Annotated in this window: 18 protein-coding genes; 5 read left to right on the forward strand and 13 right to left on the reverse strand. The window is 63.5% G+C overall.

Going from position 1 to position 23057, the window contains the following annotated elements:
- The 7 genes from OO258_RS20020 to OO258_RS20050 form a co-directional block, all read right to left on the reverse strand.
- A partial coding sequence (locus OO258_RS20020; RefSeq protein ID WP_266032161.1) for a condensation domain-containing protein occupies positions 1–2170 on the reverse strand: 2170 nt, incomplete at its 3' end.
- A gap of 167 nt (positions 2171–2337) precedes the next feature.
- Complete coding sequence (locus tag OO258_RS20025) at positions 2338–3987, reverse strand: cyclic peptide export ABC transporter (protein WP_266032162.1); 1650 nt, start codon at positions 3985–3987, stop codon at positions 2338–2340.
- Between the two features lie 22 nt (positions 3988–4009).
- Positions 4010–5029, reverse strand: a complete 1020-nt coding sequence (locus OO258_RS20030; RefSeq protein ID WP_266032163.1) for a GNAT family N-acetyltransferase — start codon at positions 5027–5029, stop codon at positions 4010–4012.
- Between the two features lie 76 nt (positions 5030–5105).
- Positions 5106–6545 (reverse strand): efflux transporter outer membrane subunit, encoded by a 1440-nt coding sequence (locus OO258_RS20035; protein WP_323054386.1) that lies wholly within the window; start codon positions 6543–6545, stop codon positions 5106–5108.
- Positions 6542–8512 carry a MacB family efflux pump subunit gene (locus OO258_RS20040; RefSeq protein ID WP_266032164.1) on the reverse strand — a complete coding sequence of 657 codons (1971 nt, stop codon included), beginning with the start codon at positions 8510–8512 and terminating at the stop codon, positions 6542–6544. The genes OO258_RS20035 and OO258_RS20040 overlap by 4 nt, the downstream gene beginning before the upstream one ends.
- Positions 8513–9676, reverse strand: a complete 1164-nt coding sequence (locus OO258_RS20045; protein ID WP_266032165.1) for an efflux RND transporter periplasmic adaptor subunit — start codon at positions 9674–9676, stop codon at positions 8513–8515.
- Positions 9677–9881: 205 nt separating this feature from the next.
- Complete coding sequence (locus OO258_RS20050; RefSeq protein ID WP_023381347.1) at positions 9882–10166, reverse strand: hypothetical protein; 285 nt, start codon at positions 10164–10166, stop codon at positions 9882–9884.
- A 153-nt stretch (positions 10167–10319) separates the two neighbouring features.
- On the opposite strand from OO258_RS20050, the gene OO258_RS20055 reads away from it, so the two are divergent.
- From OO258_RS20055 to OO258_RS20070, 4 genes are all read left to right on the forward strand, one after another.
- A complete protein-coding gene (locus OO258_RS20055) occupies positions 10320–10796 on the forward strand; it encodes a PaaI family thioesterase (RefSeq protein ID WP_266032166.1) in 477 nt (158 codons plus the stop codon).
- A complete protein-coding gene (locus OO258_RS20060) occupies positions 10793–11275 on the forward strand; it encodes a PaaI family thioesterase (RefSeq protein WP_110745672.1) in 483 nt (160 codons plus the stop codon). The genes OO258_RS20055 and OO258_RS20060 overlap by 4 nt, the downstream gene beginning before the upstream one ends.
- Before the next feature lie 68 nt (positions 11276–11343).
- Positions 11344–13248 (forward strand): molecular chaperone HtpG, encoded by a 1905-nt coding sequence (htpG, locus tag OO258_RS20065; RefSeq protein ID WP_110745673.1) that lies wholly within the window; start codon positions 11344–11346, stop codon positions 13246–13248.
- A 63-nt stretch (positions 13249–13311) separates the two neighbouring features.
- A complete protein-coding gene (locus tag OO258_RS20070; protein WP_266032167.1) occupies positions 13312–14037 on the forward strand; it encodes a dienelactone hydrolase family protein in 726 nt (241 codons plus the stop codon).
- Between the two features lie 30 nt (positions 14038–14067).
- Here OO258_RS20070 and OO258_RS20075 read toward each other — a convergent pair whose 3' ends face one another.
- Positions 14068–14931, reverse strand: a complete 864-nt coding sequence (locus OO258_RS20075) for a pirin family protein (protein ID WP_266032168.1) — start codon at positions 14929–14931, stop codon at positions 14068–14070.
- Between the two features lie 116 nt (positions 14932–15047).
- Here OO258_RS20075 and OO258_RS20080 point away from each other — a divergent pair, with 116 nt between their 5' ends.
- Positions 15048–16055 (forward strand): amidohydrolase family protein, encoded by a 1008-nt coding sequence (locus tag OO258_RS20080; protein ID WP_110745676.1) that lies wholly within the window; start codon positions 15048–15050, stop codon positions 16053–16055.
- Between the two features lie 63 nt (positions 16056–16118).
- On the opposite strand, the gene fabB is transcribed toward OO258_RS20080, so the two are convergent.
- The 5 genes from fabB to OO258_RS20105 all read right to left on the reverse strand — a co-directional run bounded on the left by fabB (position 16119) and on the right by OO258_RS20105 (position 23040).
- Complete coding sequence (gene fabB, locus OO258_RS20085; RefSeq protein ID WP_110745677.1) at positions 16119–17339, reverse strand: beta-ketoacyl-ACP synthase I; 1221 nt, start codon at positions 17337–17339, stop codon at positions 16119–16121.
- Between the two features lie 11 nt (positions 17340–17350).
- A complete protein-coding gene (fabA, locus tag OO258_RS20090) occupies positions 17351–17866 on the reverse strand; it encodes a 3-hydroxyacyl-[acyl-carrier-protein] dehydratase FabA (RefSeq protein ID WP_008089108.1) in 516 nt (171 codons plus the stop codon).
- A gap of 208 nt (positions 17867–18074) precedes the next feature.
- Positions 18075–20006 (reverse strand): ATP-binding protein, encoded by a 1932-nt coding sequence (locus OO258_RS20095; protein ID WP_266032169.1) that lies wholly within the window; start codon positions 20004–20006, stop codon positions 18075–18077.
- Positions 20003–20893, reverse strand: coding sequence for an ABC transporter substrate-binding protein (locus OO258_RS20100; protein WP_266032170.1), 891 nt, complete (start codon positions 20891–20893; stop codon positions 20003–20005). Before OO258_RS20100 ends, OO258_RS20095 begins: the two co-directional genes overlap by 4 nt.
- Positions 20893–23040, reverse strand: a complete 2148-nt coding sequence (locus OO258_RS20105) for a TonB-dependent receptor plug domain-containing protein (protein ID WP_266032171.1) — start codon at positions 23038–23040, stop codon at positions 20893–20895. The genes OO258_RS20100 and OO258_RS20105 overlap by 1 nt, the downstream gene beginning before the upstream one ends.
- Positions 23041–23057: the final 17 nt, after the last annotated feature.

The raw sequence follows: 23057 nt of genomic DNA on the forward strand, positions 1-23057 counted from the left end.
AGATTTCCCACACCGAGAAGTCGAAGGCATAGGAGTGGAACAGGCTCCACACGTCGTCGCTGCCGAAGCGGAAGTCGGCGTCGGTGGCCGTGAACAGGCGCAGCACGTTGCGCTGCGGCAGCAGCACCCCCTTGGGCTTGCCGGTGGAACCGGAGGTGTAGATCACATAGGCGAGGTTGTCCGGGCTGACGGTGACCGGCGAGCAGGCCAGTGGGTCGGCCTGGCTGCTGTCATCGTTGCTTTCCAGGCTGAGCACGCGCACGCCTGCCGGCACCGGCAGGCTGGCCAGCACCTGGGGCTGGGCCAGCACGCGCTGCAGGCCGCTGTCTTCGATCATGTAAGCCAAACGGTCGGCCGGGTAGGCCGGGTCCAGCGGCACATAGGCACCGCCAGCCTTGAGAATGGCGAAGATGCCAACGACCATGTCCAGCGAGCGCTCGGCAGCCAGGCCGACCAGCACGTCAGGCCCGACCCCGTCGTCGACCAGGCGCCGGGCCAGGGCGTTGGCACGCTGGTTGAGCTGGGCATAGCTCAGGGCCTGGCCCTCGCAGGTGACGGCGATGGCATCGGGGGTGCGCTGTACCTGGGCCTCGATGCGGCTGTGCAGGGCCTGATCGGCCGGGTGCTCGGCGGGGGCCGGGTTCCACTGGGCGAAGGTGGCCTGCTGTTCCGGCGTGCCCAGCATGTCGAGCTCGCCCAGCCGTTGTTCGGGCCCCCGGGCCATGGCCAGCAGCAGGTTCTGCCAGTGCCGGGCCATGCGTTGCACGGTGGCGTGGCTGAACTGGCTGCAGTCGTATTCGAGGCTGAAGCCAAGGCCATCGGCTGCGTATTCAAGGTCGATGCCGACCAGGCATTTGGCCTGGGCGCTGGCGGTATCGAGGAAGTCCAGCTGCAGTGGGCCCAGGGCCAGCGGGCCGCTGGCAGTCCCCGCCACGCGCCAGTTGAACAGGGCCTGGAACAACTGGGTGGGTAGCACCTGGCCGTTGTGCTGCAGCGTCTCCAGGTACAGCTCCATCGGGTAGTCGCTGTTGCTCAGGGCCGCAATAGACTGCTCGCGCAGGTTTTGCAGCAGGGTCTGCACGGATTGCTGCGGGTCGAGTTCGGCGCGGTAGATCTGGGTGCTGACGAAGAACCCTACCAACTGCTGGGTTTCGCTGCGGTTGCGCCCGGCGCTGGGCACGCCGAGGGTGAATTGCCGCTGGCCGCTGTAGCGGCCCAGCAGCACCTGCCAGGCGGCCAGGGCGATGACGAAGGGTTGCACGCCTTGCTGCCGGCTGAGCTGCTGCAGGGCCCGGAACACCTCGGCGTCCAGCTGCAGGCCATGGTAGCGGGCACTGGTGCCCTCGGGCGGTGCGTCAGCGCAGCGCGGGTCGACGTCACCCGGCAACATCAACGGCTGCAGTTCGTCACCCAGCCGGGTATGCCAGTAGCGGGCAGACGCTTTGCACTCGTCGCTTTGCAGGTAGGCCTGGCGTTGCCAGATGGCGTAATCGGCATACTGGATGGCGGGCCGTTGCAGCTTGCAGGCTCCCTGGGCGGCTGCCTGCGAATAGGCGCCGAGCAGGTCCTGCAGCAGGATCGGATTGGACCAGGCGTCTGAAACGATGTGGTGCATGTTCAGCAGCAACACATGCTCGTCACCTTGTACTTTCACCAGCCGGGCCCGGATCAGGGGCGCCTTGCCGAGGTCGAACGGTGCCAGCGCATCCGCTTCGATGAGCCGCTGCAATGCATGAGGGCGTTGCGTGGCGGGCATGGCGGTCAGGTCGTCGCAGGGCATTTCGAGGCGTGCGTCGGCTTCGACGAACTGCTGCGGTATCCCCTCGACCTCGGCGAACCTGCTGCGCAGGATGTCATGGCGGTCGACCACCGCCTGCAAGGCCATGGCCAGGTGCTGGTCATGCAGTTCACCCTTCAGTGACAGTGCCCGTGGCAGGTTGTACGCCGCGCTCTGCGGGTTGAACTGCTGCAGGTACCACAGGCGCTGCTGGGCGAAGGAGAGGGGGGCTGGCCCGGCGCTCTCGCGTGGTGTTATCCGGTCGGGTTCAGGCAGCTCATCCTGGAGGAGGGCGAGCAAGGCGTCGTCCAGCAAGTCTTCAGCGAGCGAGTCGGCATCCAGTGATTCGTGCATGGCGGTCCCTGTGGCAGTCGAGGCGAAGGACAGCAGCATGGGGGCCGGCCTTGCCGGCGAATGGCCGCTGCCCTCTGGAGAGGTGTATGGCCAGTAAACGAGCCGCCGCACGGCAAATTTACCGGCGGGCGCGTGGGTGACGGGGCGGGTGGGCAGGCCCCGGCCAGGGTTGTAGCCGACCTGGTCGGGGCGAGGGATGCAGCCGGTCAGGCCGGCTGGGCTGCGGTGCGAACCTTGCCGCTGTCCATGTGTACCAACTGGTCGGCAATATCGAAGTAGCGGTCGTCGTGGGAGATGACGATGATGGTCTTGCCCAGGCGCTTGAGGTCCGGCAGCAGCTCTGTGTAGAAGATGCGGCGGAAGGTTGGGTCCTGATCGGCTGCCCACTCGTCGAACACCAGTACCGGGCGCTGCTCCAGCCAGGCGCTGATCAGTGCCAGGCGCTTGCGTTGCCCAGTGGACAGGTCGGTGGTGGTGAAGGCGCCGTCGCGTACGCTGACCTTGTGCGCGATCTCCAGGCGTTGCAGGTATTGGGTCGCATCGTCGGGGATTTGCTGGTCACCCTGGACCACGTCGTCGAACAGGTAGTAGTCGGCGAAAATGGTGGTGAACAGCTGCCGGTAGTCATCCCGGTCAAGCACCGACACCGGCTGGCCATCCAGCAGGATGTCCCCACTGTGCGGCGCATACAGGCCAAGCAGCAGCTTGATCAACGTGGTCTTGCCACAACCGTTCTCGCCGACGATGAACACGACGTCGCCCTGGTTGATCGTGAGGTTCACCGGGCCCAGGCGAAACGGCGTGCTGCCCTCGACGGCCGGAAATGCGTACTGCACATTGCGCAGCTCCAGGCTGGTGATGGTCTGGCGCGGTGCGCCTTGGCCGTCGAGCAGCAGGTTCGGTTCGGGCGAGGAAAACTGCTCTGACAGCTCGGCAATGCGCTGGAATGCCACCTGTGCCTTGCTGACCAGCGGCAGTACGCTGACCAGATGGTCCAGTGGGCCTTTCATGTACAGCAGCACCAGCACGAAACCGGTCATTGCGGCCTGATCGACGCTTGTCCAGGTGCTTTGCAGCGCCAGGGCCAGGCCGATGACGATGAAGAACAGCGTCGAGCCGAACGTCTTGGCCAGGATGTAGGTATTGACTGCCTTGATCTGGATGGCGCTGATCCGCTCGCTGATCCCCTGGATATGCCGGGTGAACATGCGATACCGGCGTGGCCGGTGTATGCGCAGCTCCTTGGCGCCCTGGGCAATGGCGTTGTAATGCTTCTGCAGGTCGTCCTCGGCCTCGCGGGCGGTGTTGAACCCCTTGATGCCGCGCGTGCGGGCGATGACCTGGGCGGTGATGCCGGCGCCCAATGCCAGCAGCATCAGCAGGAACAGCGGGCCGGACAATGTTGCCAGGTAGCCCATGCAGCCCAGCGTCACCGCCAGCGAAATGGTCAGGGGGGCGAAGGCGAACGAGAAATCGCTGATGGTATCGATATCGTGGGTCAGCACCGGGATCAGGCGGTGGCTGCGATAGCGCTCGATCTGCTCGATGGGCGCCGAAAGCACTTTTTCGCCCAGCTCTTTGCGCAGTTTGGCGATGATCTTCTGGCCAACGAAGTTGGTGCCCATGTCGGAGAAGATGCTGCTGAGCAGGGTGAGCACGCAAAGGCTGGCGAATAACCACAGCACGGCATGGGTCAGCCCTGCTTCGCTGTTGAGGGCGCGGTTGATGGTGGCCAGCAGCGTGGTGACGCTGAAGCCGCCGAGGATGCCCAGCAGGGTGGACACCAGCACGATGGGCCAGAACGGCTTGAGCAACTGGGCAAGCTCGCGGGTCGCGCTGAGCGGTTTGCGAATCATGGGGAAGTCTTCTCCAGGCGGATCAAAGGACGTGGTCATCAAAGAAGGCTTCACGCTCCAGGCGCAGCAGGGCGGCTTTCTTGTGGGCCAGTTGAATGTCCTTCAGGTGGCCGAACCCCTGGGACTTGAGGAAGTCGATCTGGCGGGTATGGTCGATGCGCGGCTCGCCGAGGATGCGCTGGGTGCGGGGGTCATCGAGGAACATGTAATGCATCAGCGAACGGAACCAGCCGCGCAGTTTGCCAATGCCCTGGTGCTTGGGCTCGCCGATCACCACATGCCAGCCACGGTCGTAGTCGGCGACGTCGTAGTAGGGTGCGATGCGGTCTTCCTTGCACCAGTACACTTCAAAGTAGGCGAAGGGTTCGTCATCGAAGCAGCCGATCAGCGGGTGCACGCGCGGGTCGTCGAGCATTTCGCGAATGTATTGCGCATGTTCTTCCGGGGTGCCGGTCTGCTCCCAGAAGAACGCGACTTGCTCCAGGTTCATCCAGCGGTTGAAGGCTGCAAGGTCTTTCACCGGGTCGATGGTGCGCAGTGAAAAGGTGGTGTTCAGCTTCGGCAGGTGGCGTCGATAGACTTCGCCCGCCGGTTTTGGCGGGCGTTGCGGGTGGCGTTTTTCGCCGCTGAAGCAGTAACGCGGGGCCGTGTGCACGCTGGCCGGCTCACGAAGCCATGGCAGGGGTTGCTGCCAGAAGGTCTGGCGGGTGCAGCGCAGGGCAAGCTGGCCTTGGTCGTCGACCTGCCAGTGATCGAAAATGCCTTCACGTACCGCACGCACGGCAAATTCCCGGTCGCCAGGAACCCGCACAGTCACCTGGTCGCATTGTTTGCGGTGGCAGAAACGGGTCGCCAGTACCGCCAGCATCGCGCTGGCCGGGAACGCAGGCGGAAGTGGCTCGAAGACGATACTGTGGTCGACCTCCCGGTAGGGGATGGCGGCGCTGCTGTCGAGGCGCAGGCTGCCGCTCTCTGGCGTTTCATCCTGGGCGCTGGCTTTGCGGCCATCGGCCAGGATCAGACTGAAAGAGGGTGCGTTCATAGGGCTTCCTGTGAGGGGGCGGGTGCGACTTATCGGGTGCTGTCCATGGATAAAGACGAACCGCACCTGCCGATGTTTAAGCGCCGGGTGCGGCACCTGGTTCAGCGCCAGCGACCTGCCAGCCGCCGCCCAGGGCCTTGTACAGGGCGATGCTGCCCATGACCCGCTTGAGGCGCAGTTGCACATCCTCGTCCTGAGCCTGGTACAGGGTGCGTTGGGTCTGCAGGACGGTCAGCAGGTCCTCGGCGCCCGCCTGGTAGCGGCTTTCGGCAATGTCGAAGGCTTTGCGCGCGTGTTGCAGTTCGATCGCCTGCCAATGCAGTTGCCGGTCGATGCCGTCCAGGGTATTGAGGGCCTTTTCCACATCGCTGAAACCGGCCAGGATGGCACCGCGGTAGTCCTGCAGCAGTTCGTCCTGGGCTGCCACCGCTTTGTCGCGCTCGGCGCCCAGTCGGCCGTTGTCGAACACCGGGGTAACCAAGCCTGCGGCGAGGCTGGTGAAGGGGTTGCGCAAGACGTCCGGGAAATGATCGGCGCCGCTGCCGACGATCAGCGTCAGGTTGAGTTTGGGCAGCATCGCCGCGCGGGCTACCCGCACATTGGCCTGAGCCGCCGCCAGCCTGGCCTCGGCATTGGCGATATCCGGCCGTCGGCTGATCAGTTCGCTGGGCAGGCCCGCATCGATCGAGGGCCAGTTGAGCTGTTCAAAGCGCGTGTTGCCCAGTTGCAGGTCCTGCACCGGCTGCCCGACCAGGGTCGCCAGGGTGATCAGGGCTTCCCGGGCCTGTTGTTGGTACAGTGGGCGTTGCCGTTGCTGGGCGGCGACCAGGCTTTGTTGCTGGGCCAATTCCAGTGCCGTGGCCGAGCCTGCATCGAAGCGGGTTTGCACCAGTTGCAGGACACGCTCGGCATTGGCCAGGTTAAGGTCGGCAATCCGCCCCTGCTGCTGGAAGGCCAGCGCCTGCATGTAGCTGTCGGCAACCTTGCCGAGCAAGGTCAGTTCAACGGTCGCGCGGTCGAACTCACTGGCTTGCAGGTTGTGCAGGGCACTTTCGCGCGCTGCCGCGTTGCCGCCCCAGAAGTCCACCTCGTAGCTGGCCTTCAGGGCCACATCCAGGTAGTGAGTGGTGCGCTGGGTCGGGCTGGAATTCAGCTGGCTGTAGCCCTCGCCGTGCTGCAGGCGCTCGCGGTTGGCGTTGGCTGCCCCGGTCACCTCAGGCAGCAAGGGGCCGCCGGCAATGACCGCATCGGCCTGCGCCTGGCGAACCCGGGCCATGGCCGCACCGACTTCGACGCTGTCGGTGCGGGCTTGCTCCACCAGTTGGTTCAGTGTCGGGCTGCCGAACGACTGCCACCAGCCGGTCAAGTTGCGGGGTGGCGCCTCGGGCGTGGCTGCCTGCCAGCGGGCCGGGGCAGGCACGCCGTGTTGCGGCGGCAGTGCAGGGGTGGCGCAGGCGCTCAGCAGCAGGCAGGCGCCCAGCAGGGGCAAGGGTTTGATCAACGTTGGGGTACTCATACGCTGGTAAGGGCGGCCACCGGGTCGAGCCGGGCAGCCTTGCGGGCGGGCATGAAGCCGAACGCGATACCGGTGACCACGGCGCAGCCGAAGGCACCCATGGCGGCGGGCAGCGAGAAGGCGACGGCGACCTGGCCGAGGCTCAGGGCGCCGCCAATCAGCAATGCCAGGGCGATGCCGCTGACGCCGCCGACCATGGTCAGCATCACGGCTTCGGTAAGGAACTGGCGCAGGATGTCGCGCTGGCGCGCGCCGGTGGCCATGCGGATACCAATTTCCCGTGTGCGCTCGCGCACGGTCATCAGCATGATGTTCATCACCCCGATGCCGCCCACCAGCAGCGAAATGGCGGCAATGGCGCCCAGCATCAGCGACAGTGCGTTCTGCGTTTTGGCTTCGGCCTGGATCATCGCCGCATTGTTGGTGAGTTCGAAGTCGGTTACACCGTTGTGCAGTTTCAGCAGCAACTGGTCGATGACCTGCTCGGTCTGCTTCACCTGGCGCGCATCTGCAGCGGCGATCACCACGTATTCCGGGGCCTGGTTGCCGAACAGGCGCACGCTGGCGGTGGTGTAGGGCACCATCACCCGGGCATCGGCATCCTGGTCGCCAGAGCTGGCGCCCTTGCCGGCCAGCACCCCGATGACCTGGAACGGTGCGTTCTCGATGAGAATGTACTGGCCCACCGGGTTGCGGTCGGCAAACAGTTTTTCCCGGGTCTTTTCGCCAATTACCGCCACTGCCGCGCCGGCGGCTTCGTCGGCCTCGGTGAAGAAGCTGCCTTGCACGACCGGCCAGTTGAATATCTGCGGGAAGTAGGTGTTGGAGCCGCCTACATACAGCTTCAGGTCCTGGTTGCCATAGCGTACGCCGGCCTTGCCGCCATTGACGGGCATGATCATGCGTACCTGGGGCAGGGTGGCGATGGCGCGGGTGTCGTCCAGGGTGATGATGCCTTCCGGCGCCCTGGGGGCGGGTGGCTTGCCGTTGAGGTAGATGATGTTGGAGCCGAAGGCGCCCATCTGGGCCATGACCTGGCGCTTGCTGCCTTCACCCACTGCCAGCATGACGACCACCGACGCCACGCCGATGATGATGCCAAGCAACGTCAGTGCGGTGCGAAAGCGGTTGATCCACATCACCCTCCATGCCGCCTTGACGGCGTCCAGCAGTTCGCCTTTCCAGGCACCGTTGTGCTCGCTGCCGTCGTTCAGGCGTTGGCGCAGGTCAACGGCCTGCAGCGCGCTGGTCTTGGGTGTGGAAACGGGCCGTGGCTCAGGCTGGGCCTGGTCGCTGATGATTTGGCCATCGCGGATTTCGATGATGCGCTTGGCCCGTGCGGCGACTTCCCGGTCGTGGGTGATGAGGATCACCACATGGCCCTGGCTGGCCAGTTCGTCGAGCAGGGCCATGACTTCGGTACCGCTGCGGCTGTCGAGGGCGCCGGTGGGTTCGTCTGCCAGAATGATATGGCCACCGTTCATCAGCGCGCGGGCTATCGATACGCGTTGTTGCTGGCCGCCAGACAACTGGTGCGGGCGATTACCGGTACGTTCGGCCAGGCCCAGGCGGGTCAGCAGGGCATGGGCGCGTGCGTGGCGCTCGGCGGCAGGCGTGCCGGCATAGATCGCCGGCATTTCGACGTTTTCCTGGGCGGTGCCGGAGGCAATCAGGTGATAGCCCTGGAACACGAAACCGAAGGCTTCACGCCGCAGCCAGGCGAGTGCGTCACTGTCCAGGCTGGCCACCTGTTCACCCGCGAACAGGTAGTCGCCACTGGAGGGGCGGTCCAGGCAGCCGAGGATGTTCATCAGCGTAGATTTGCCTGAGCCAGAGGTACCGACAATGGCGACGAATTCACCGGCATGGATGCTCAGGTCGATGCCACGCAAGACCTCGATTCGCGGTGTATCGACGCCGCCATAGCCTTTGCGGATATCGCGCAGCTCAATCAGGGGAACCGGCATTCACCCTCCTGCACTGAGCAAGGGGCTGATCAGCAGGTGGTCACCTTCTTCCAGTCCTTCGAGAATCTGCACGCGCAGGCGGTCGCTGATGCCGGTGCGCACTTCGCGATTTTCAATGGCGCCTTGTTTCGTCAGTACCTGTGCCAGCCTAAGATCGGGCTGCTTGCCCGGGTTGAGCGCGGAAATCGGGGCGGTCAGCACGTTGTGCGCGCGGTCAGCGACGAAGAACACCTGGGTGGTCATTTCCGCCATCAGGGCGCCGTCGGCGTTGTCGACGTCCAGCAAGACCGTATACAGCACCACGCGGCCATTGCTTTTGCTGGCCGGGCTGCCGCTGCCCTGGTTGGCATGCTCCAGCGGCTTGGGCGGCACCGGCAGGATCTGCCGCACCCTGCTGCTCCAGCGCCGGGTGCCGCCGCTAAGGGTGGTGAAATAGGCGTGCATGCCGGGTTTGACATGGCCGATGTCCGCTTCCGAGACCTCTGCCCAGACGGTCATCGGTGACAGCTTGGCAATGCGCAGGATCAGCGGTGTTTGCTGCTGGGCGTTGAGTGTCTGCCCCTCGCGGGCATCCAGTGCGACCACAGTGCCACTCATGGGCGCATAGATGCGTGTGTAACCCAGTTCGGCCTGGTCGCTGCGCAGGCTGGCCTGGGCCTGGCGAATCTGCGCCTTGATCATGTCGATGCGCGCCTGGGTGGCCTTGAGTTCGGCACGCGCCGTTTGCACGTCCTCTTCGCGCGTGGCCCCGCCTGCCGCCAGGCTCTGCTGGCGCTCGGCCTTTTGCCGGGCCAGCTCATGCTGGGCACGTTGCTCTTGCAACTGTGCCTGCAGGTTCTCGACCGAGTAGCGTCCCGCGTCCAGCTTGGCCTGTTGCGTGGATGGGTCGATTTCGACCAGCAGCTGGCCTTCTTGCACGGCGTCGCCGACCTCGACCTTGATGGCGCGGATCTGCCCGGATGCCTGGGCGCCGACATCCACATAGCGGCGCGGCTGCAACGTGCCGATGGCGGTCACGCTGCTCTCGATATCACCCCGGCTGACAGTGACGGTGTTCAGGCCGTCGTGGCTGGGCGGCATGATCTGCCAGGCACTCACGGCCAGCAGCGTTGCCAGGCCAAATACGATGATCAGGGCCCGGCGGGCCAAGGGGGGACGATTCATGCAGGGTTCCGGCCAAAGTGAATTCCTCCGAGACGCGTCGCGGGGTTGTCCTTTGAACGAGAAGTAGCCTGCAAAATTTACTGCGCGGCATGCCGCAGGTGTTGAAAGTTGCCGGTGCCGCGTTAACTGTCTGATTAATCGATTAAGCTACAACTAGCAGAAACAAAAAAACCCGACAGGTGTCGGGTTTTTTTGTGAGCTTACATTACTGCTTGGCAGGTTCTGCCGGAGTAGCTGGCGCGGCTTCCGGAGCCGGAGTAGCCGGTGCGGCTTCTTCGGCAGCCTTCTGCTCGGCTTCGGCCTGATCTTTGGCAGCTTCGGCGTTTTCCTTGGCTGCTTCGTTCATTTTATCCTGAGCTTCGCCCATTTTTTCCTGGGCTTGCTCGGCGTGTTGCTGTGCGTCCTGGGCTTTGTCTTCGCTCGCTTTATCGCAAGCGGCCAGGCCCATGGCAGCGGCCAGCATCAGAGCAAAAGCAAAAGGTTTACGCATGGGGGTGTTTCTCCTTGGTGGAATAAGTGACTTGTTCCTTCGATGCAACTACGCGGAATAAGTTCCGCGAAGATTACAGATATATAACGTACCGTTCTACATAGACTTTTCAATAAATTTATGCCGCTGCGACAAAGCGGGTGGAAGCTGCCAATGAGCGATTCAACCTTGATGGCCATGGCCGAGCGTTTTCTCTCGGCGTTGAAACATTGCCAGTTATTGCAAATGCGTGTGGCGCAGGCGGATGGCGATGGCATGACCCTGGTCCTGCCGTGGTCGCCGGCCATTGTCGGCAACCCGCAAACTGGCGCCGTGCACGGCGGCGCGCTGACCACCCTGCTGGACACTACCTGCGGCATGGCCACCTTGTGCGTGTTGCCGCGTTTCGAAGTGTGCCCCACGCTGGACCTGCGCATCGACTACATGCACCCAGCCGAGGCCGGCAAGGACATCTATGGCCACGCGCAGTGCTACCGGGTTACCCGCGACGTGATCTTTACCCGTGGCAGCGCCTACCAGGACGACCCCGACCAACCCATCTGCCAGGTGGTGGGCACGTTCATGCGCCTGGGCCAGGAGATCAAGGGCGGCATCCGTTTCGGCAACAGCCTGAAGGAGGGCGGGGCATGATTCCGCACGCGGTTCGCCAGCAGCTCAACGCAGCCCACGCGGTAGGCGACTATCGACCACTGCTGGCGCTGATTCCCTACGCCGGCTTGATCGGCATCGAATGCGAGCGCCAGGGCGAAGACCTGCTGTTCCGCCTGCCGGCCAGCCAGGACAACATTGGCAACCCGCTGCTGCCGGCTATTCATGGCGGGGTGATCGCCGGCTTCATGGAGCTGTCGGCAGCGTTGTACCTGCTGATCTACAGCGAGAGCGCCAGCATTCCGAAGATCATCGATTTTTCCATCGACTACCTGCGCGCCGGGCATTTTCGCGATACCTACGCCCAGTGCCAGTTGTGGCGCCAGGGCCGACGCGTGACCAACGTGGCCATCACCGCCTGGCAGGGTGACAGGCAATCACCAATCGCCACGGCCCGTGCGCATTTCAAGATCGAGCCGGAAAAGCCCTTGAAATCATCCGGGCAGCCCCCATCTGCATGACATCCGCCTTGACGCAGGCCAGACCGGCCGCCAGGCGCCACTGCCATCAGATCGGAGTTTTGAAGACCATGAGTGTGGAGACTCAAAAAGAAACGCTTGGCTTCCAGACCGAGGTAAAGCAACTGCTGCACCTCATGATCCATTCCCTGTACTCGAACAAGGAGATCTTCCTGCGGGAACTGATCTCCAACGCCTCCGACGCTGCCGACAAGCTGCGTTTCGAAGCCCTGTCCAAGCCTGAACTGTTCGAAGGCGATGCCGACCTCAAGATTCGCCTGAGCTTCGACAAGGACGCCGGTACCGTCACCCTCGAGGACAACGGCATCGGCATGAGCCGCGAAGACGTCATTGCCCACTTGGGCACCATTGCCAAGTCCGGCACTGCCGACTTCATGAAGAACCTCACCGGCGACCAGAAGAAGGACTCGCACCTGATCGGCCAGTTCGGCGTGGGCTTCTACTCCGCGTTCATCGTTGCCGACAAGGTCGACGTGTACAGCCGCCGTGCCGGCCAGCCAGCGGCCGAAGGTGTGCACTGGTCGTCGCAAGGCGAGGGCGAATTCGAAGTCGCCACCATCGACAAGCCACAGCGCGGTACCCGTATCGTCCTGCACCTGAAGAAGGACGAGCAGGAATTCGCCGACGGCTGGCGCCTGCGCAACGTGGTCAAGAAATACTCCGACCACATCGCCCTGCCGATCCAGCTGCCGAAAGAGCAAGCTGCCGCCGAAGGTGAAGAGCAGCCGGCCGAAGAGTGGGAAACCGTCAACCGCGCCAGCGCCCTGTGGACCCGTTCGCGCACCGAGGTGAAGGACGAGGAGTACCAGGAGTTCTACAAGCACATCGGCCATGACTTCGAGAACCCGCTGGCCTGGAGCCACAACAAGGTAGAAGGCAAGCTCGAATACAACTCGCTGCTGTATGTGCCGGCCCGTGCGCCGTTCGACCTGTACCAGCGTGAAGCGCCACGCGGCCTGAAGCTGTATGTGCAGCGCGTGTTCATCATGGACCAGGCCGAGTCGTTCCTGCCGCTGTACCTGCGCTTCATCAAGGGCGTGGTCGACTCCAATGACCTGTCGCTGAACGTGTCGCGTGAAATCCTGCAGAAAGACCCGATCATCGACTCGATGAAGACCGCGCTGACCAAGCGCGTGCTGGACATGCTGGAGAAGCTGGCGAAAAACGAGCCTGAGCAGTACAAGGGCTTCTGGAAAAACTTCGGCCAGGTGCTGAAGGAAGGCCCGGCCGAAGACTTCGCCAACAAGGAAAAGATCGCCGGCCTGCTGCGCTTCGCTTCCACCCACGATGACAGCGGCGAGCAGAGTGTTGCCCTGGCTGACTACCTGGCCCGCGCCAAGGAAGGCCAGGACAAGATCTACTACCTCACCGGCGAGTCGTACGCACAGGTCAAGAACAGCCCGCACCTGGAGGTCTTCCGCAAGAAAGGCATCGAAGTGCTGCTGCTGACCGACCGCATCGACGAGTGGCTGATGAGCTACCTCAACGAGTTCGACGGCAAGGCCTTCGTAGACGTCGCCCGTGGCGATCTGGACCTGGGCAAGCTGGATTCGGAAGAAGACAAGAAAGCCCAGGAAGAAGTGGCAAAAGACAAGGAAGGCCTGGTCGAGCGCCTTAAAGGTGCGCTGGGTGACAGCGTCGCCGAAGTGCGGGTCTCGCACCGTCTGACCGACTCGCCGGCAATCCTCGCCATTGGCGAGCAGGACCTGGGCCTGCAGATGCGCCAGATCCTCGAAGCCAGCGGGCAGAAAGTGCCGGAGTCGAAGCCGATCTTCGAATTCAACCCGAGCCACCCGCTGATCGAGAAGCTGGACAACGAGCAGAGCGAAGACCGCTTCGCCGAGCTGTCGCATATCCTGTTCGATCAGGCAGCGCTGGCGGCCGGTGACAGCCTGAAAGACCCGGCAGCGTACGTTCGTCGCCTGAACAAGCTACTGGTCGAGCTGTCTGCTTGAGTTGATGCACAGCAAAGCCCGCTTCGGCGGGCTTTTTTATGACGAGTGCCAAAGGAGTGCTTGATGAGCAAAGTAATCGTCGAATCGCTGGTTTATCACCTGTCCGGCAAGACCTACGAAAGCCGCCTGGTCTATGAGCCGGGTGCGCTGGGCCGCCCAGGGCTGGTGATGGCGCCGAACTGGATGGGCATTGGTGAAGGTGCCGAACGCATCGCCAAGGAAGTGGCCGAGAAGGGCTATGTGGTGCTGATCGCCGACCTGTACGGGCAATCGGTGCGCCCGTCCAACGCCGACGAGGCTGGCGCGGCGATGATGCCGCTGAAGAACGACCGTAATGAATTGCGCAAGCGCATGAAGGAAGCCTTGGCGCAACTGCTTGGCCAGTCGAAGGCGCTGCTGGAGCCCGGGAAGGTCGCTACCTTCGGGTTCTGCTTCGGGGGTTGCTGTGCGCTGGAGCTGGCACGTACCGGCGCCGACCTGCGCGCGACGGTGTCGTTCCACGGCACCCTGGACACACCGGACCTTGAAGATGCCAAGCACATCAAGGGTTCGGTGCTGGTGCTGCATGGTGCCTCCGACCCGCTGGTGCCGAAAGAGCAGTTGCCGGCGTTCGAAGCGGAAATGAACGCGGCAAAGGTGGACTGGCAGTTGCTCAGCTACGGTGGGGCGGTGCATTCGTTCACCGACCCAAGTGCCAATGTGCCGGGCAAGATGCAATATGACCGGCGTACCTCGGAGCGGGCGTTCCGCTCGATGCATAACCTGCTGACTGAAGTGTTCCAGCGCTGAGCATGCATGGGGCCGCCAAGCGGCCCCCCATCACCGCGGTAACTCGATCCTCGAATTTTCCCCCGGCACCACAGGCCAATCTCCGGCAGCCCACCTGGCCCTTGCCTGCTCGATCAGCGCTGGGTCGCTGGCCACGAAATTCCAGTTCATCCGCCGCGGCCCATCCAGCGGCGCGCCACCTATCAGCACCAGCTCACACTCACCCTCCGCATACAACGTCACCGCTTCGCCCTCCGGAAGCACCACCAGGCTGCACGGCGCCACATCCTCATCATTCATAACCAGCTCTCCGTCGAGCAGGTACAGCGCACGCTGCGCAGGTTCTTCTGGCACCAGCAGGGTGGTCGCCGGCTGCATCCGAACATGGGCATACAGGGTGGGGGACAGTACCGGTACCGGGGACGTCAGGCAAAACCCGCTGCCGGCAATCATGCAGATACGCACCCCCAGGTTGTCGCTGACCGGCAGGCTCGCCGCAGGGTGATGGCTGTAACTTGCCGGGCCTTGTTCATGCTCACGCGGCGACGCCAGCCATACCTGCAGGCCGTGCAGGCGTGAGCCATGGGCCAGGGCGTCCGCTGGCGTGCGCTCGACGTGGGCCACGCCGCTGCCCGCCGTCATCCAGCTGACATCGCCGGGCAGCACGTGCTGGTCCGAACCCAGGCTGTCCTTGTGCTGGATTGCACCTTCGAACAGGTAGGTCAAGGTGGACAGACCGATATGCGGGTGCTGGCGGATGTCCATGCCATGCCCCGGGGCGTAGTCGGTTTCGAGCATGTGGTCGAAAAACACGAACGGGCCAACGCTGCGGCACTGGGCCGATGGCAGCGGGCGCAGGATCGGCTGACCCTCGACCGATTCGGCGCGGGGGTGAATGACCAGGGGGCTGCTCATGGGACGGCTCCAAGGGAGGTGACAGTGCTCCAAGCATAACGGTTTGCCTGCTGTGGCTGAACCGTCTCGCTGGCCGGCCGGTCTACTCTTTTCATACTCGTAGAAGGAACTTGCCCATGATTGCCAGAGCGCTGGCCTGCGTGATGTTGTCTGCCTGTTTGAGCCAGGCGGCCCAGGCACGCGACTACCGCTACAGCGATGCCCACCTGCATTACGTGGACTTTTTCCAGGAAAGCGAAGGCATGCCGGCCCTGCTTGAAGCCATGGATGCTGCGGGCATCGAGCAGTCGATGATTTCCGGAATACCGGTAGCCAAAAAATGGCACGAGGACGAGCCCAAGCGCCCGCGCTATTACGCCGGTGATGACGCCGACGCCTATTGGTACAGCGCCACCGATACATACGTGGCAGCGGCGCTGCAGCAACTGCCCAGTGAGCAGCGCAAGCGCTTCCACCCGTTTCTCAGCGGCTTCAACCCGGTGGACAAGAATGCTGTCAGCCATATCGAGCGCATGCTCGATATGTACCCGGGGTTGTGGCAGGGCATCGGCGAGGTGTTCACCCGGCATGATGACCTGACAGCGCTGACCAGCGGCGACACGCCACGTGCCAACAATGAAGCCATGACGCGTATCTACCACCTGGCGGCCGAGCGCGACCTGCCCGTGCTGCTGCATTCCAACATCACCTCCAAGCGCGAGCGCAACCCGTTGTACCTGGCTGAGATCGAGGAGCCGCTGCGCAATCACCCGCACACACGGTTCATTTGGGCGCATGCCGGCAGTAGCATGGAAATCCACCGGCACCAGACGCAGATGGACTTTCTGCTGCCGGTGCTGACGCGGCTGCTGGAGGACTACCCGAACCTGTACGTCGATTTGTCGTGGAGTGTGCTGCAGCCGTATTTGCTGGATGAGAAAGGCGTGCCGCGCAAGGCATGGCTGGCGCTGGTCGAGCAGCACCCGGAGCGCTTCATGTTGGGTTCGGATGTGGTGGGGCGGTTCGGCAGCCTGGGGGAGCAGATGCACGGGTTCAAGCCGTTTCTGGATGCTTTGCCGGAGCAGGTGGCCAACAAGGTGGCCCGGGAGAATTTTCTGGCGGTGCTGCCCAAGATCAAGCAGTGACCAGGCATGCAAATGAAAACGCCCCGAACCAGTCGGGGCGTTTTTGCTTACAGCAGCAGGGTCTTACTTGCCTTCCCAGCGCTTGAGCACCAGGGTGGCGTTGGTGCCGCCGAAGCCGAAGCTGTTGCTCATGACCGTGTCGATCTTGGCGTTTTCTTCGGTTTTACGCAGGATCGGCAGGTCAGCGACCTCCGGGTCCAGCTCGTCGATGTTGGCGGAGCCGGCGATGAAGTTGTTCTCCATCATCAGCAGGCAGTAGATTGCCTCGTGAACACCCGCGGCGCCCAGGGAGTGGCCCGACAGGCTCTTGGTCGAGCTGATCTTCGGCGCCTTGTCCTTGAATACCTCGCGAACACCTTTCATCTCGGCAACGTCACCGACCGGGGTCGAAGTGCCGTGGGTGTTCAGGTAGTCGATCGGGGTGTCGACGGTGGACAGGGCCTGCTGCATGCAGCGGATGGCACCTTCACCGCTCGGTGCAACCATGTCGTAGCCGTCGGAAGTAGCACCGTAGCCGACGATTTCGGCGTAGATCTTGGCGCCGCGGGCCAGGGCGTGTTCCAGTTCCTCGACCACCACCATGCCACCACCGCCAGCGATGACGAAGCCATCACGGTCGGCGTCGTAGGCGCGCGAGGCCAGTTCCGGGGTGTCGTTGCGCTTGGTCGACAGGGCGCCCATGGCATCGAACAGGAACGACTGGCTCCAGTGTTCTTCTTCACCGCCACCGGCGAAGACGATGTCCTGCTTGCCCCACTGGATCTGCTCCAGCGCAGTACCGATGCAGTGTGCCGAAGTGGCGCAGGCCGACGAGATCGAGTAGTTGATGCCCTTGATCTTGAACGGGGTGGCCAGGCACGCCGAAACGGTGCTGCCCATGGTGCGGGTAACGCGGTATGGGCCGACGCGCTTGACGCCTTTCTCACGCAGGGTGTCCAGCGCTTCCATCTGGTTCAGGGTCGAGGCGCCGCCGGAGCCAGCCACCAGGCCGGTACGCGGGTTGGACACCTGCTCTTCGGTCAGGCCGGAATCCTTGATCGCGTCCTGCATCGCCAGGTAGGCGTAGGCAGCAGCGTGGCCGACGAAGCGGTAGACCTTGCGGTCGATCAGTTCTTCGAGGTTGAGGTCGATGGACCCGGAAACCTGGCTACGCAGCCCCATTTCCTTGTATTCCGGGTTGTAACGGATACCCGGACGGCTGTTGCGCAGGTTTTCGGTGACGGTAGCTTTGTCATTGCCCAGGCACGATACGATGCCCAGACCAGTGATAACGACGCGGCGCATGCGAATAACCCTTAGAAATTGTCAGTGGAGGTGAACACGCCGACCCGCAGGCCTTCGGCAGTGTAGATCTCGCGGCCGTCGACGCTGACCGAGCCATCGGCGATGGCCATGTTCAGCTTGCCCTTCAGGACGCGCTTGATGTGAATGTTGTAGGTGACTTTCTTGGCGGTAGGCAGAACCTGACCGAAGAACTTCACTTCGCCCGAACCCAGGGCGCGACCGCGGCCCGGCAGACCCTGCCAGCCGAGGAAGAAACCGACCAGCTGCCACATGGCGTCGAGGCCCAGGCAGCCTGGCATGACAGGGTCGCCTTCGAAGTGGCAGGCGAAGAACCACAGGTCCGGGGTGATATCCAGCTCGGCGACCAATTCACCTTTGCCGTACTTGCCGCCTTCTTCGCTGATATGGGTGATGCGATCGACCATCAGCATGTTCGGCGCGGGCAGTTGCGCATTACCTGGGCCGAACAGCTCACCGCGACTGCAGCGCAGCAGGTCTTCCCGAGTAAAGGCGTGTTGTTTGGTCATGCGAGCTCCTCAATAACCCCCTGTGGCAGGGGATGAATCTTCCCGGCCGGCCCGAAAAACCATCGGCTTCGGGGCGGCAGCCTACAGGTAGACTATTGCGTTGTGGTGAAAGTCACAGCGCACCTGGCGAAAGAAGTACAGGTGTGCACTGAAACGTCTATTTTCAGGTCCGATGAAGATCCTGTCCAGTGTTTAAGACTGCCGCACTTTAGCATTTATCGCCAGTCGCGGTTGTCTGACCGGGCAACCAGCGTTGCATTACCCGCTGCAGTTCGATGCGGCGCAAGGGTTTGCTCAGGTAGTCGTCCATGCCGGCGGCCATGCAGCGCTCGCGGTCGCCGTCGAGGGCGTTGGCGGTCAGGGCGATGATCGGTAGCCCGACACCATTGGCCAGCTGGCGGATGCGCCGGGTTGCTTCATAGCCGTCCAGGTGCGGTAAACGGCAGTCCATCAGCACGGCGGCAAAACGCTGCCGGCCGACCAGTTCAACCGCCTCGAGGCCATCCTCAGCCGTGCACACTGTCAGCCCCAGGCTGCGCAGCATGGCCTCGATGACACTCTGGTTGACCGGGTTGTCCTCCACCAGCAGCACTTGCTCGTTGCCTGGCGGCGTCGCCTGGCTATCACTGGGGTGCGGCAGAGGCACGGGAGCAGGGCTGGCCAGGGCCAGTGGCATTTCCAGGGTAAAGGTCGAACCCAACCCCTCGCGGCTTTCACCGCGCAGCTTGCCACCCATGCGTTCGGCCAGGGTGCGGGCGATCGACAGGCCCAGCCCGGTGCCGCCGTAGCGTCGGGAAATCGAGCTGTCGGCCTGCTGGAACGCGACGAACATCATCTCCAGGCGCTCGCTGTCGATGCCGATGCCGGTGTCGCGCACGCTGCAGGTCAGCCAGATCAGTTGCCGGTCGAGTACCTGCCAGTGCGCTTCGACCTGTACCTGGCCATGCTCGGTGAACTTCAGCGCGTTGCCTACCAGGTTCAGCAGGATCTGGCGGATGCGCGTGGGGTCGCCGTTCACTTGCAATTGCTCGACCCCGGCTGGCAAGTGCAGGTGCAGGCCCAGGCCACGCTGCTGGGCGCTGTGCTGGAACGACTGGACGCTGCTGGTGATCAGCTCGCCGAGGTTGAAGTCGATATGCTCCAGCTGCAGTGCGGCGCGTTCGATGCGCGAGAAGTCGAGGATGTCGTTGATGACTTTGAGCAAATGCCCGGTGGACTCGCTGGCCACTGCGGTGTAATCGGCCTGTTCGTGGCTTAGCGGGGTGGTTTCGAGCAATTGCAGCATGCCCAGTACGCCGTTCATCGGGGTGCGCAGTTCATGGCTCATCATCGCCAGGAAGTCCGATTTGGCGCGGTTGGCTTGTTCGGCTTCTTCACGTGCCTGGATCAGCTCGGCAATGGCCTGCTTCTGTTCATCGCTGGCCTGTTCCAGGGCACTGGCCAGGTTGTTGATATGGCGCGCCAGGTGGCCCAGTTCGCTGTCGTCGACCACCGGCAAGGGGGTGTTGTACTCGCCCTGCTGGATGGCCTTGACCGCATGCCCCATGTCGCTGATCGGCTTGGCCAGGCTCAGTGCCAGGCGGCGCGCGAGCAGGAAGGTGAACAGCAGGGCGAACAGCGCCAGAATCCCGGCCTTGATCACGATTTCCTGCTGGCGCTCGCTGAAGGCGTCATCGGACATGCCGACGATCACCCGGCCCAGGTAGTCGTCGCCGATGGCCGGGGTGCTGGCCTTGCCCTGCTGCAGGAAGTCGCTGTCCAGGCGGATCTGTTGCAGGCGGATCGGCGCCTGGAACACTTCGACCTGCTGAGCGCGGTTGGTGCTTTCGTCGGACTGCTCGACGTACACCAGGATGTGGTTGCGGCTGTCCTGCACCTCGAGGAAACGCACATGGGGGATGCTGAGGGTAGCCCGCATCAACCCTTCGAGCACTTCGTTGTTGCCCGAGATCACCCCGTATTCCGAAGCGGGTGCCAACTGGTTGGCGATCAGTTGCCCGGTGTGGTTGAGCTCCTGGCGCAAGTCCTGGATACGCACGAAGGTAAAGAAGCTGATCAGCAGCAAAGTCAGCAGCAGGGCGGGGCCTAGGCTGATGATCTGGGTGCGGGTATGGATATCCCAGCTCAGGCGCTTGCTCATGGGGTGGGTTCTCCTTCGGCCAGGGCCTTGGCGGCGGCGTTCGGATCGATCGGTTCAAGGCCCAGGGCGCGTGCGACCTGCTGGTTGCCACTGACGCCGTAGCGAGCCGGATACAGGCTGCGTGGCCAGCGCGAGGGGGGCTGGTCGAGCAACTGGTCAAGCTCTGCCAGCCAGTCATCCTGGTCGCTGAACGTGCTGGCCAGGGCGCCGGCGCGCACGAAGCCGGCGTTCGGGCCGATCAGCGCCATCTGCCGGCCATAGCTGCTGAGCAACAGGTTTTTTGCGGTTTTGGAGTTGTACAGGTTGGGGTCGTCAACGCCCAGTAGCACATCACTGCTACCCAGCAGTTGCTGCAGCGGCCGGCTGTCCCGTGGGTCGGACCAGTTCTGGGCGACGATCTCCAGGCCCAGCGGGCGGGCGGCATGGCGCAACTCGTCAAGCAGGAAACTGCTGTGCTCGCCGTACAGCACGCCGATGCGCTGGGCTTGCGGCAACAGGTAGCGCGCCAGGCGCAATTGCCGGCCCGGTGGTGCGTCGCTCCACAACAAGGTGAGGAACGCGGGTCGCGACTTTCCCAGGCGTTGTTCAGCCTGTACCCGGCTGACCCGCATGACCAGTGCCGGCGGCCCGGCGGTTTCGCCCAGGCGCCATTCCAGCGCGGCGTTGTCCAGCAGGATCAGGCGCTGGTCGGCCTTGAGCTTCCCGGGGCGTGGCAGGTCGGTGGTGGTCTGGAACTGCACATGGTCATGCGGCCGACGGCTTTCCAGCGCGGCAACGAAGCTGCGGATGCCGGGCTGGTCTTCCGCGCCCACCAGCAAAATTTCGCTGGCTGACAATGGCCCCAGTGGCCACAGGCACAGCAGCACCAGGCGCAGCAGCAGGGCCATCAGAACTCCAGCTCCGCGCTGACGCTCAGGCGGTGACGGCTTTCGTAGCGGTTCTGGATTGCTGTGGTCGGCTGGTCGTCCAGGCGCTGCTGCCACAGCGCCGCCAGCTCAAGGTTGCTGCCCTGTACCCGAAAGCGCTTGGCCAGGCGCAGGTCCAGGCGTTCATAGCGGTATTGGTTAAGTGCATCGTCGCCATAGTAGAACAGCGCGCTCGACCAGCCGGCCCCCCATTCGCGCATCCATCCGGCGGAGCCGCTGTTGCGGGCGCTGAGGCGGCGGTCGTCAGGGTTGCTGGCCCAGGCGTCGACGTAGGCGTAGGTCAGGCGCAGGCGGTCGCGCAGCGTGGGGCGCCAGTCCAGTTGCGCCTCGCTGCCGCTGAAGCGGGCCTTGTTGGCGTTGCTGGCAATGTACTGGTTGTTTTTCAAGGGCTCGCTGATCATTCCGGTGATCTCGTCGTAGAACAGCTTCACATCCATGCTCAGGTCGATGTCGCTGAAGTAGCCGTTGTAGCCGAGTTCGCGCGAACGCATGCGCTCCTGGTCGAGGTCGCCCGGGCCACGGGTCTTGACGAAGTACTCTCCGTTTTGCTGGCCAAACGCGTTGGGGCTGAGGTTTTTGACCGTGTAGCTCCAGTTGATGTTGTTCTCGAACATGTCGGGTGAGCGCACTGCCTCGGAATACACTGCGCGCAGGCCATGGCGCGGGGTGATCAGGTAGTTGACCGCGACACGTGGGGTCAGCGAACTGCCGGACAGCCGCGAGTCCTCGAACATGGCGCCGCCCTGTACGATCCAGTGCTCGTCGGCGCGCCATTCCAGCTGGCCGAACAGGCGCCAGGTCTGGTCGTCGATGCTGCCATTGAAATAGGTTTGAGAGTCGGCACGATCATAGCGGTAGTTCATGCCGCTGAGCAGGCGCAGGCTGTCGGTCAGGTTCAGCGTGTCCTGGATTTCCAGGTCATAGCGGGTTTCGCGGGTGCTCTGGTCGACGTCGCCGCACACAACCTTACTGCCGCCCTGGTTGTTCCATTGGTCCTTGATCGCATCGACCAGGGCCTGTTCTTCAGGGTTGCTGCTGGAGGGCGGGTTGTTGGCTCCGCGCGCCACCAGCTCGGCGAAATTCGGGTTCAACTGCCACAATCGGGTCAGCTCGGGGCTGAACGACAGCGCCGCATCGCAGGCGCGCCAGACCTGCTGGCGATCGAAGTGTTGTGCAGAGCCCTGGACGTAGAGGCTGTGCTCGGGGTTGAAATCGATGCTCCAGCGCACGGAACCCGCGTAGTCTTTGGCGTTGACGTCAGCGTTGTCACCCCGCTGGGTGACATAGGGGAACACCGGCTGGTAGGTATAAGGCCGCTGATTGCTGCCTTCCTTGGCCGCCAGTTGCCACTCCAGGGTCTGGTCGACCGCCAGGTTGTGGCTGGCGCTGAGGTTGAAGCGGTTGAGGCGGCGGCTGTCGCGGTAGTCCTGGCCGAACTGGTTTTCATCGAAACCGTCGTCCTGCTGGCCGGACACCGACAGGCGCATGTCGCCGCCCTCCCAGCCGAACCCGTGGCTGAGGTAGTAATCGTTGATGCCGTCCTGGCCACGGGTCAGCTTCATGCGCGTGCCATGGCTGTCGGCCGGGTTGCGGGTAAGGATATTGACCACCGCCATCAGCGCGTTGGCGCCGTAGCTGACCGTGTTCGGGCCACGGAACACTTCGATGCGCTCGATATCCTCCATGGCCAGGGGGATGTCGCTCCAGTCCACGGTGGCCAGGCCGGCACGGTACACCGAGCGGCCATCGATCAGCACCTGCATACGCCGGGCGTCATTGACGTTGCTGCCGTGGTAGTTGACCGTGGGCTGGTTGCCGGCCCCGTAGCCGATCATCATGCCCGGCACCAGGCGCAGCAGTTCGGGGATGTCGCGGGCGCCGCTGGCGCGGATCAGCTCGCTGTCGAGCACGGTCATGCTGCCCGGGACCGCCGCAGGGGATTGTTTCAGCCTCGTGGCGGTCAGAACCTGCGGCAGGTCGCTGTTGTCGATGAACAGGTCGTCGGCCACGGCCGGGCCACCGAGCAGGGCGGTCAACAGCAGCAGGCGCGGGTACGGGGGCGTGCCAGGGAACACAGGGCGGCCTTGTATCAGGATTGAAACAGGCATGGTAACTGACCGTGGCG

The sequence above is a fragment of the Pseudomonas sp. DCB_BI genome, assembly GCF_026240995.1.
Classification (GTDB): domain Bacteria; phylum Pseudomonadota; class Gammaproteobacteria; order Pseudomonadales; family Pseudomonadaceae; genus Aquipseudomonas.

What these genes read in the sequence shown, in the direction of transcription:
- OO258_RS20055 (WP_266032166.1), top strand. Translation starts at nt 10,320, where the DNA reads ATGAGCGATTCAACCTTGATGGCCATGGCCGAGCGTTTTCTCTCGGCG.
- OO258_RS20105 (WP_266032171.1), bottom strand. Translation starts at nt 23,040, where the DNA reads ATGCCTGTTTCAATCCTGATACAAGGCCGCCCTGTGTTCCCTGGCACG.
- OO258_RS20025 (WP_266032162.1), bottom strand. Translation starts at nt 3,987, where the DNA reads ATGATTCGCAAACCGCTCAGCGCGACCCGCGAGCTTGCCCAGTTGCTC.
- OO258_RS20050 (WP_023381347.1), bottom strand. Translation starts at nt 10,166, where the DNA reads ATGCGTAAACCTTTTGCTTTTGCTCTGATGCTGGCCGCTGCCATGGGC.
- OO258_RS20075 (WP_266032168.1), bottom strand. Translation starts at nt 14,931, where the DNA reads ATGAGCAGCCCCCTGGTCATTCACCCCCGCGCCGAATCGGTCGAGGGT.
- OO258_RS20045 (WP_266032165.1), bottom strand. Translation starts at nt 9,676, where the DNA reads ATGAATCGTCCCCCCTTGGCCCGCCGGGCCCTGATCATCGTATTTGGC.
- OO258_RS20040 (WP_266032164.1), bottom strand. Translation starts at nt 8,512, where the DNA reads ATGCCGGTTCCCCTGATTGAGCTGCGCGATATCCGCAAAGGCTATGGC.
- OO258_RS20100 (WP_266032170.1), bottom strand. Translation starts at nt 20,893, where the DNA reads ATGGCCCTGCTGCTGCGCCTGGTGCTGCTGTGCCTGTGGCCACTGGGG.
- htpG (WP_110745673.1), top strand. Translation starts at nt 11,344, where the DNA reads ATGAGTGTGGAGACTCAAAAAGAAACGCTTGGCTTCCAGACCGAGGTA.
- OO258_RS20070 (WP_266032167.1), top strand. Translation starts at nt 13,312, where the DNA reads ATGAGCAAAGTAATCGTCGAATCGCTGGTTTATCACCTGTCCGGCAAG.
- OO258_RS20080 (WP_110745676.1), top strand. Translation starts at nt 15,048, where the DNA reads ATGATTGCCAGAGCGCTGGCCTGCGTGATGTTGTCTGCCTGTTTGAGC.
- OO258_RS20060 (WP_110745672.1), top strand. Translation starts at nt 10,793, where the DNA reads ATGATTCCGCACGCGGTTCGCCAGCAGCTCAACGCAGCCCACGCGGTA.
- OO258_RS20095 (WP_266032169.1), bottom strand. Translation starts at nt 20,006, where the DNA reads ATGAGCAAGCGCCTGAGCTGGGATATCCATACCCGCACCCAGATCATC.
- fabB (WP_110745677.1), bottom strand. Translation starts at nt 17,339, where the DNA reads ATGCGCCGCGTCGTTATCACTGGTCTGGGCATCGTATCGTGCCTGGGC.
- OO258_RS20030 (WP_266032163.1), bottom strand. Translation starts at nt 5,029, where the DNA reads ATGAACGCACCCTCTTTCAGTCTGATCCTGGCCGATGGCCGCAAAGCC.
- OO258_RS20035 (WP_323054386.1), bottom strand. Translation starts at nt 6,545, where the DNA reads ATGAGTACCCCAACGTTGATCAAACCCTTGCCCCTGCTGGGCGCCTGC.
- fabA (WP_008089108.1), bottom strand. Translation starts at nt 17,866, where the DNA reads ATGACCAAACAACACGCCTTTACTCGGGAAGACCTGCTGCGCTGCAGT.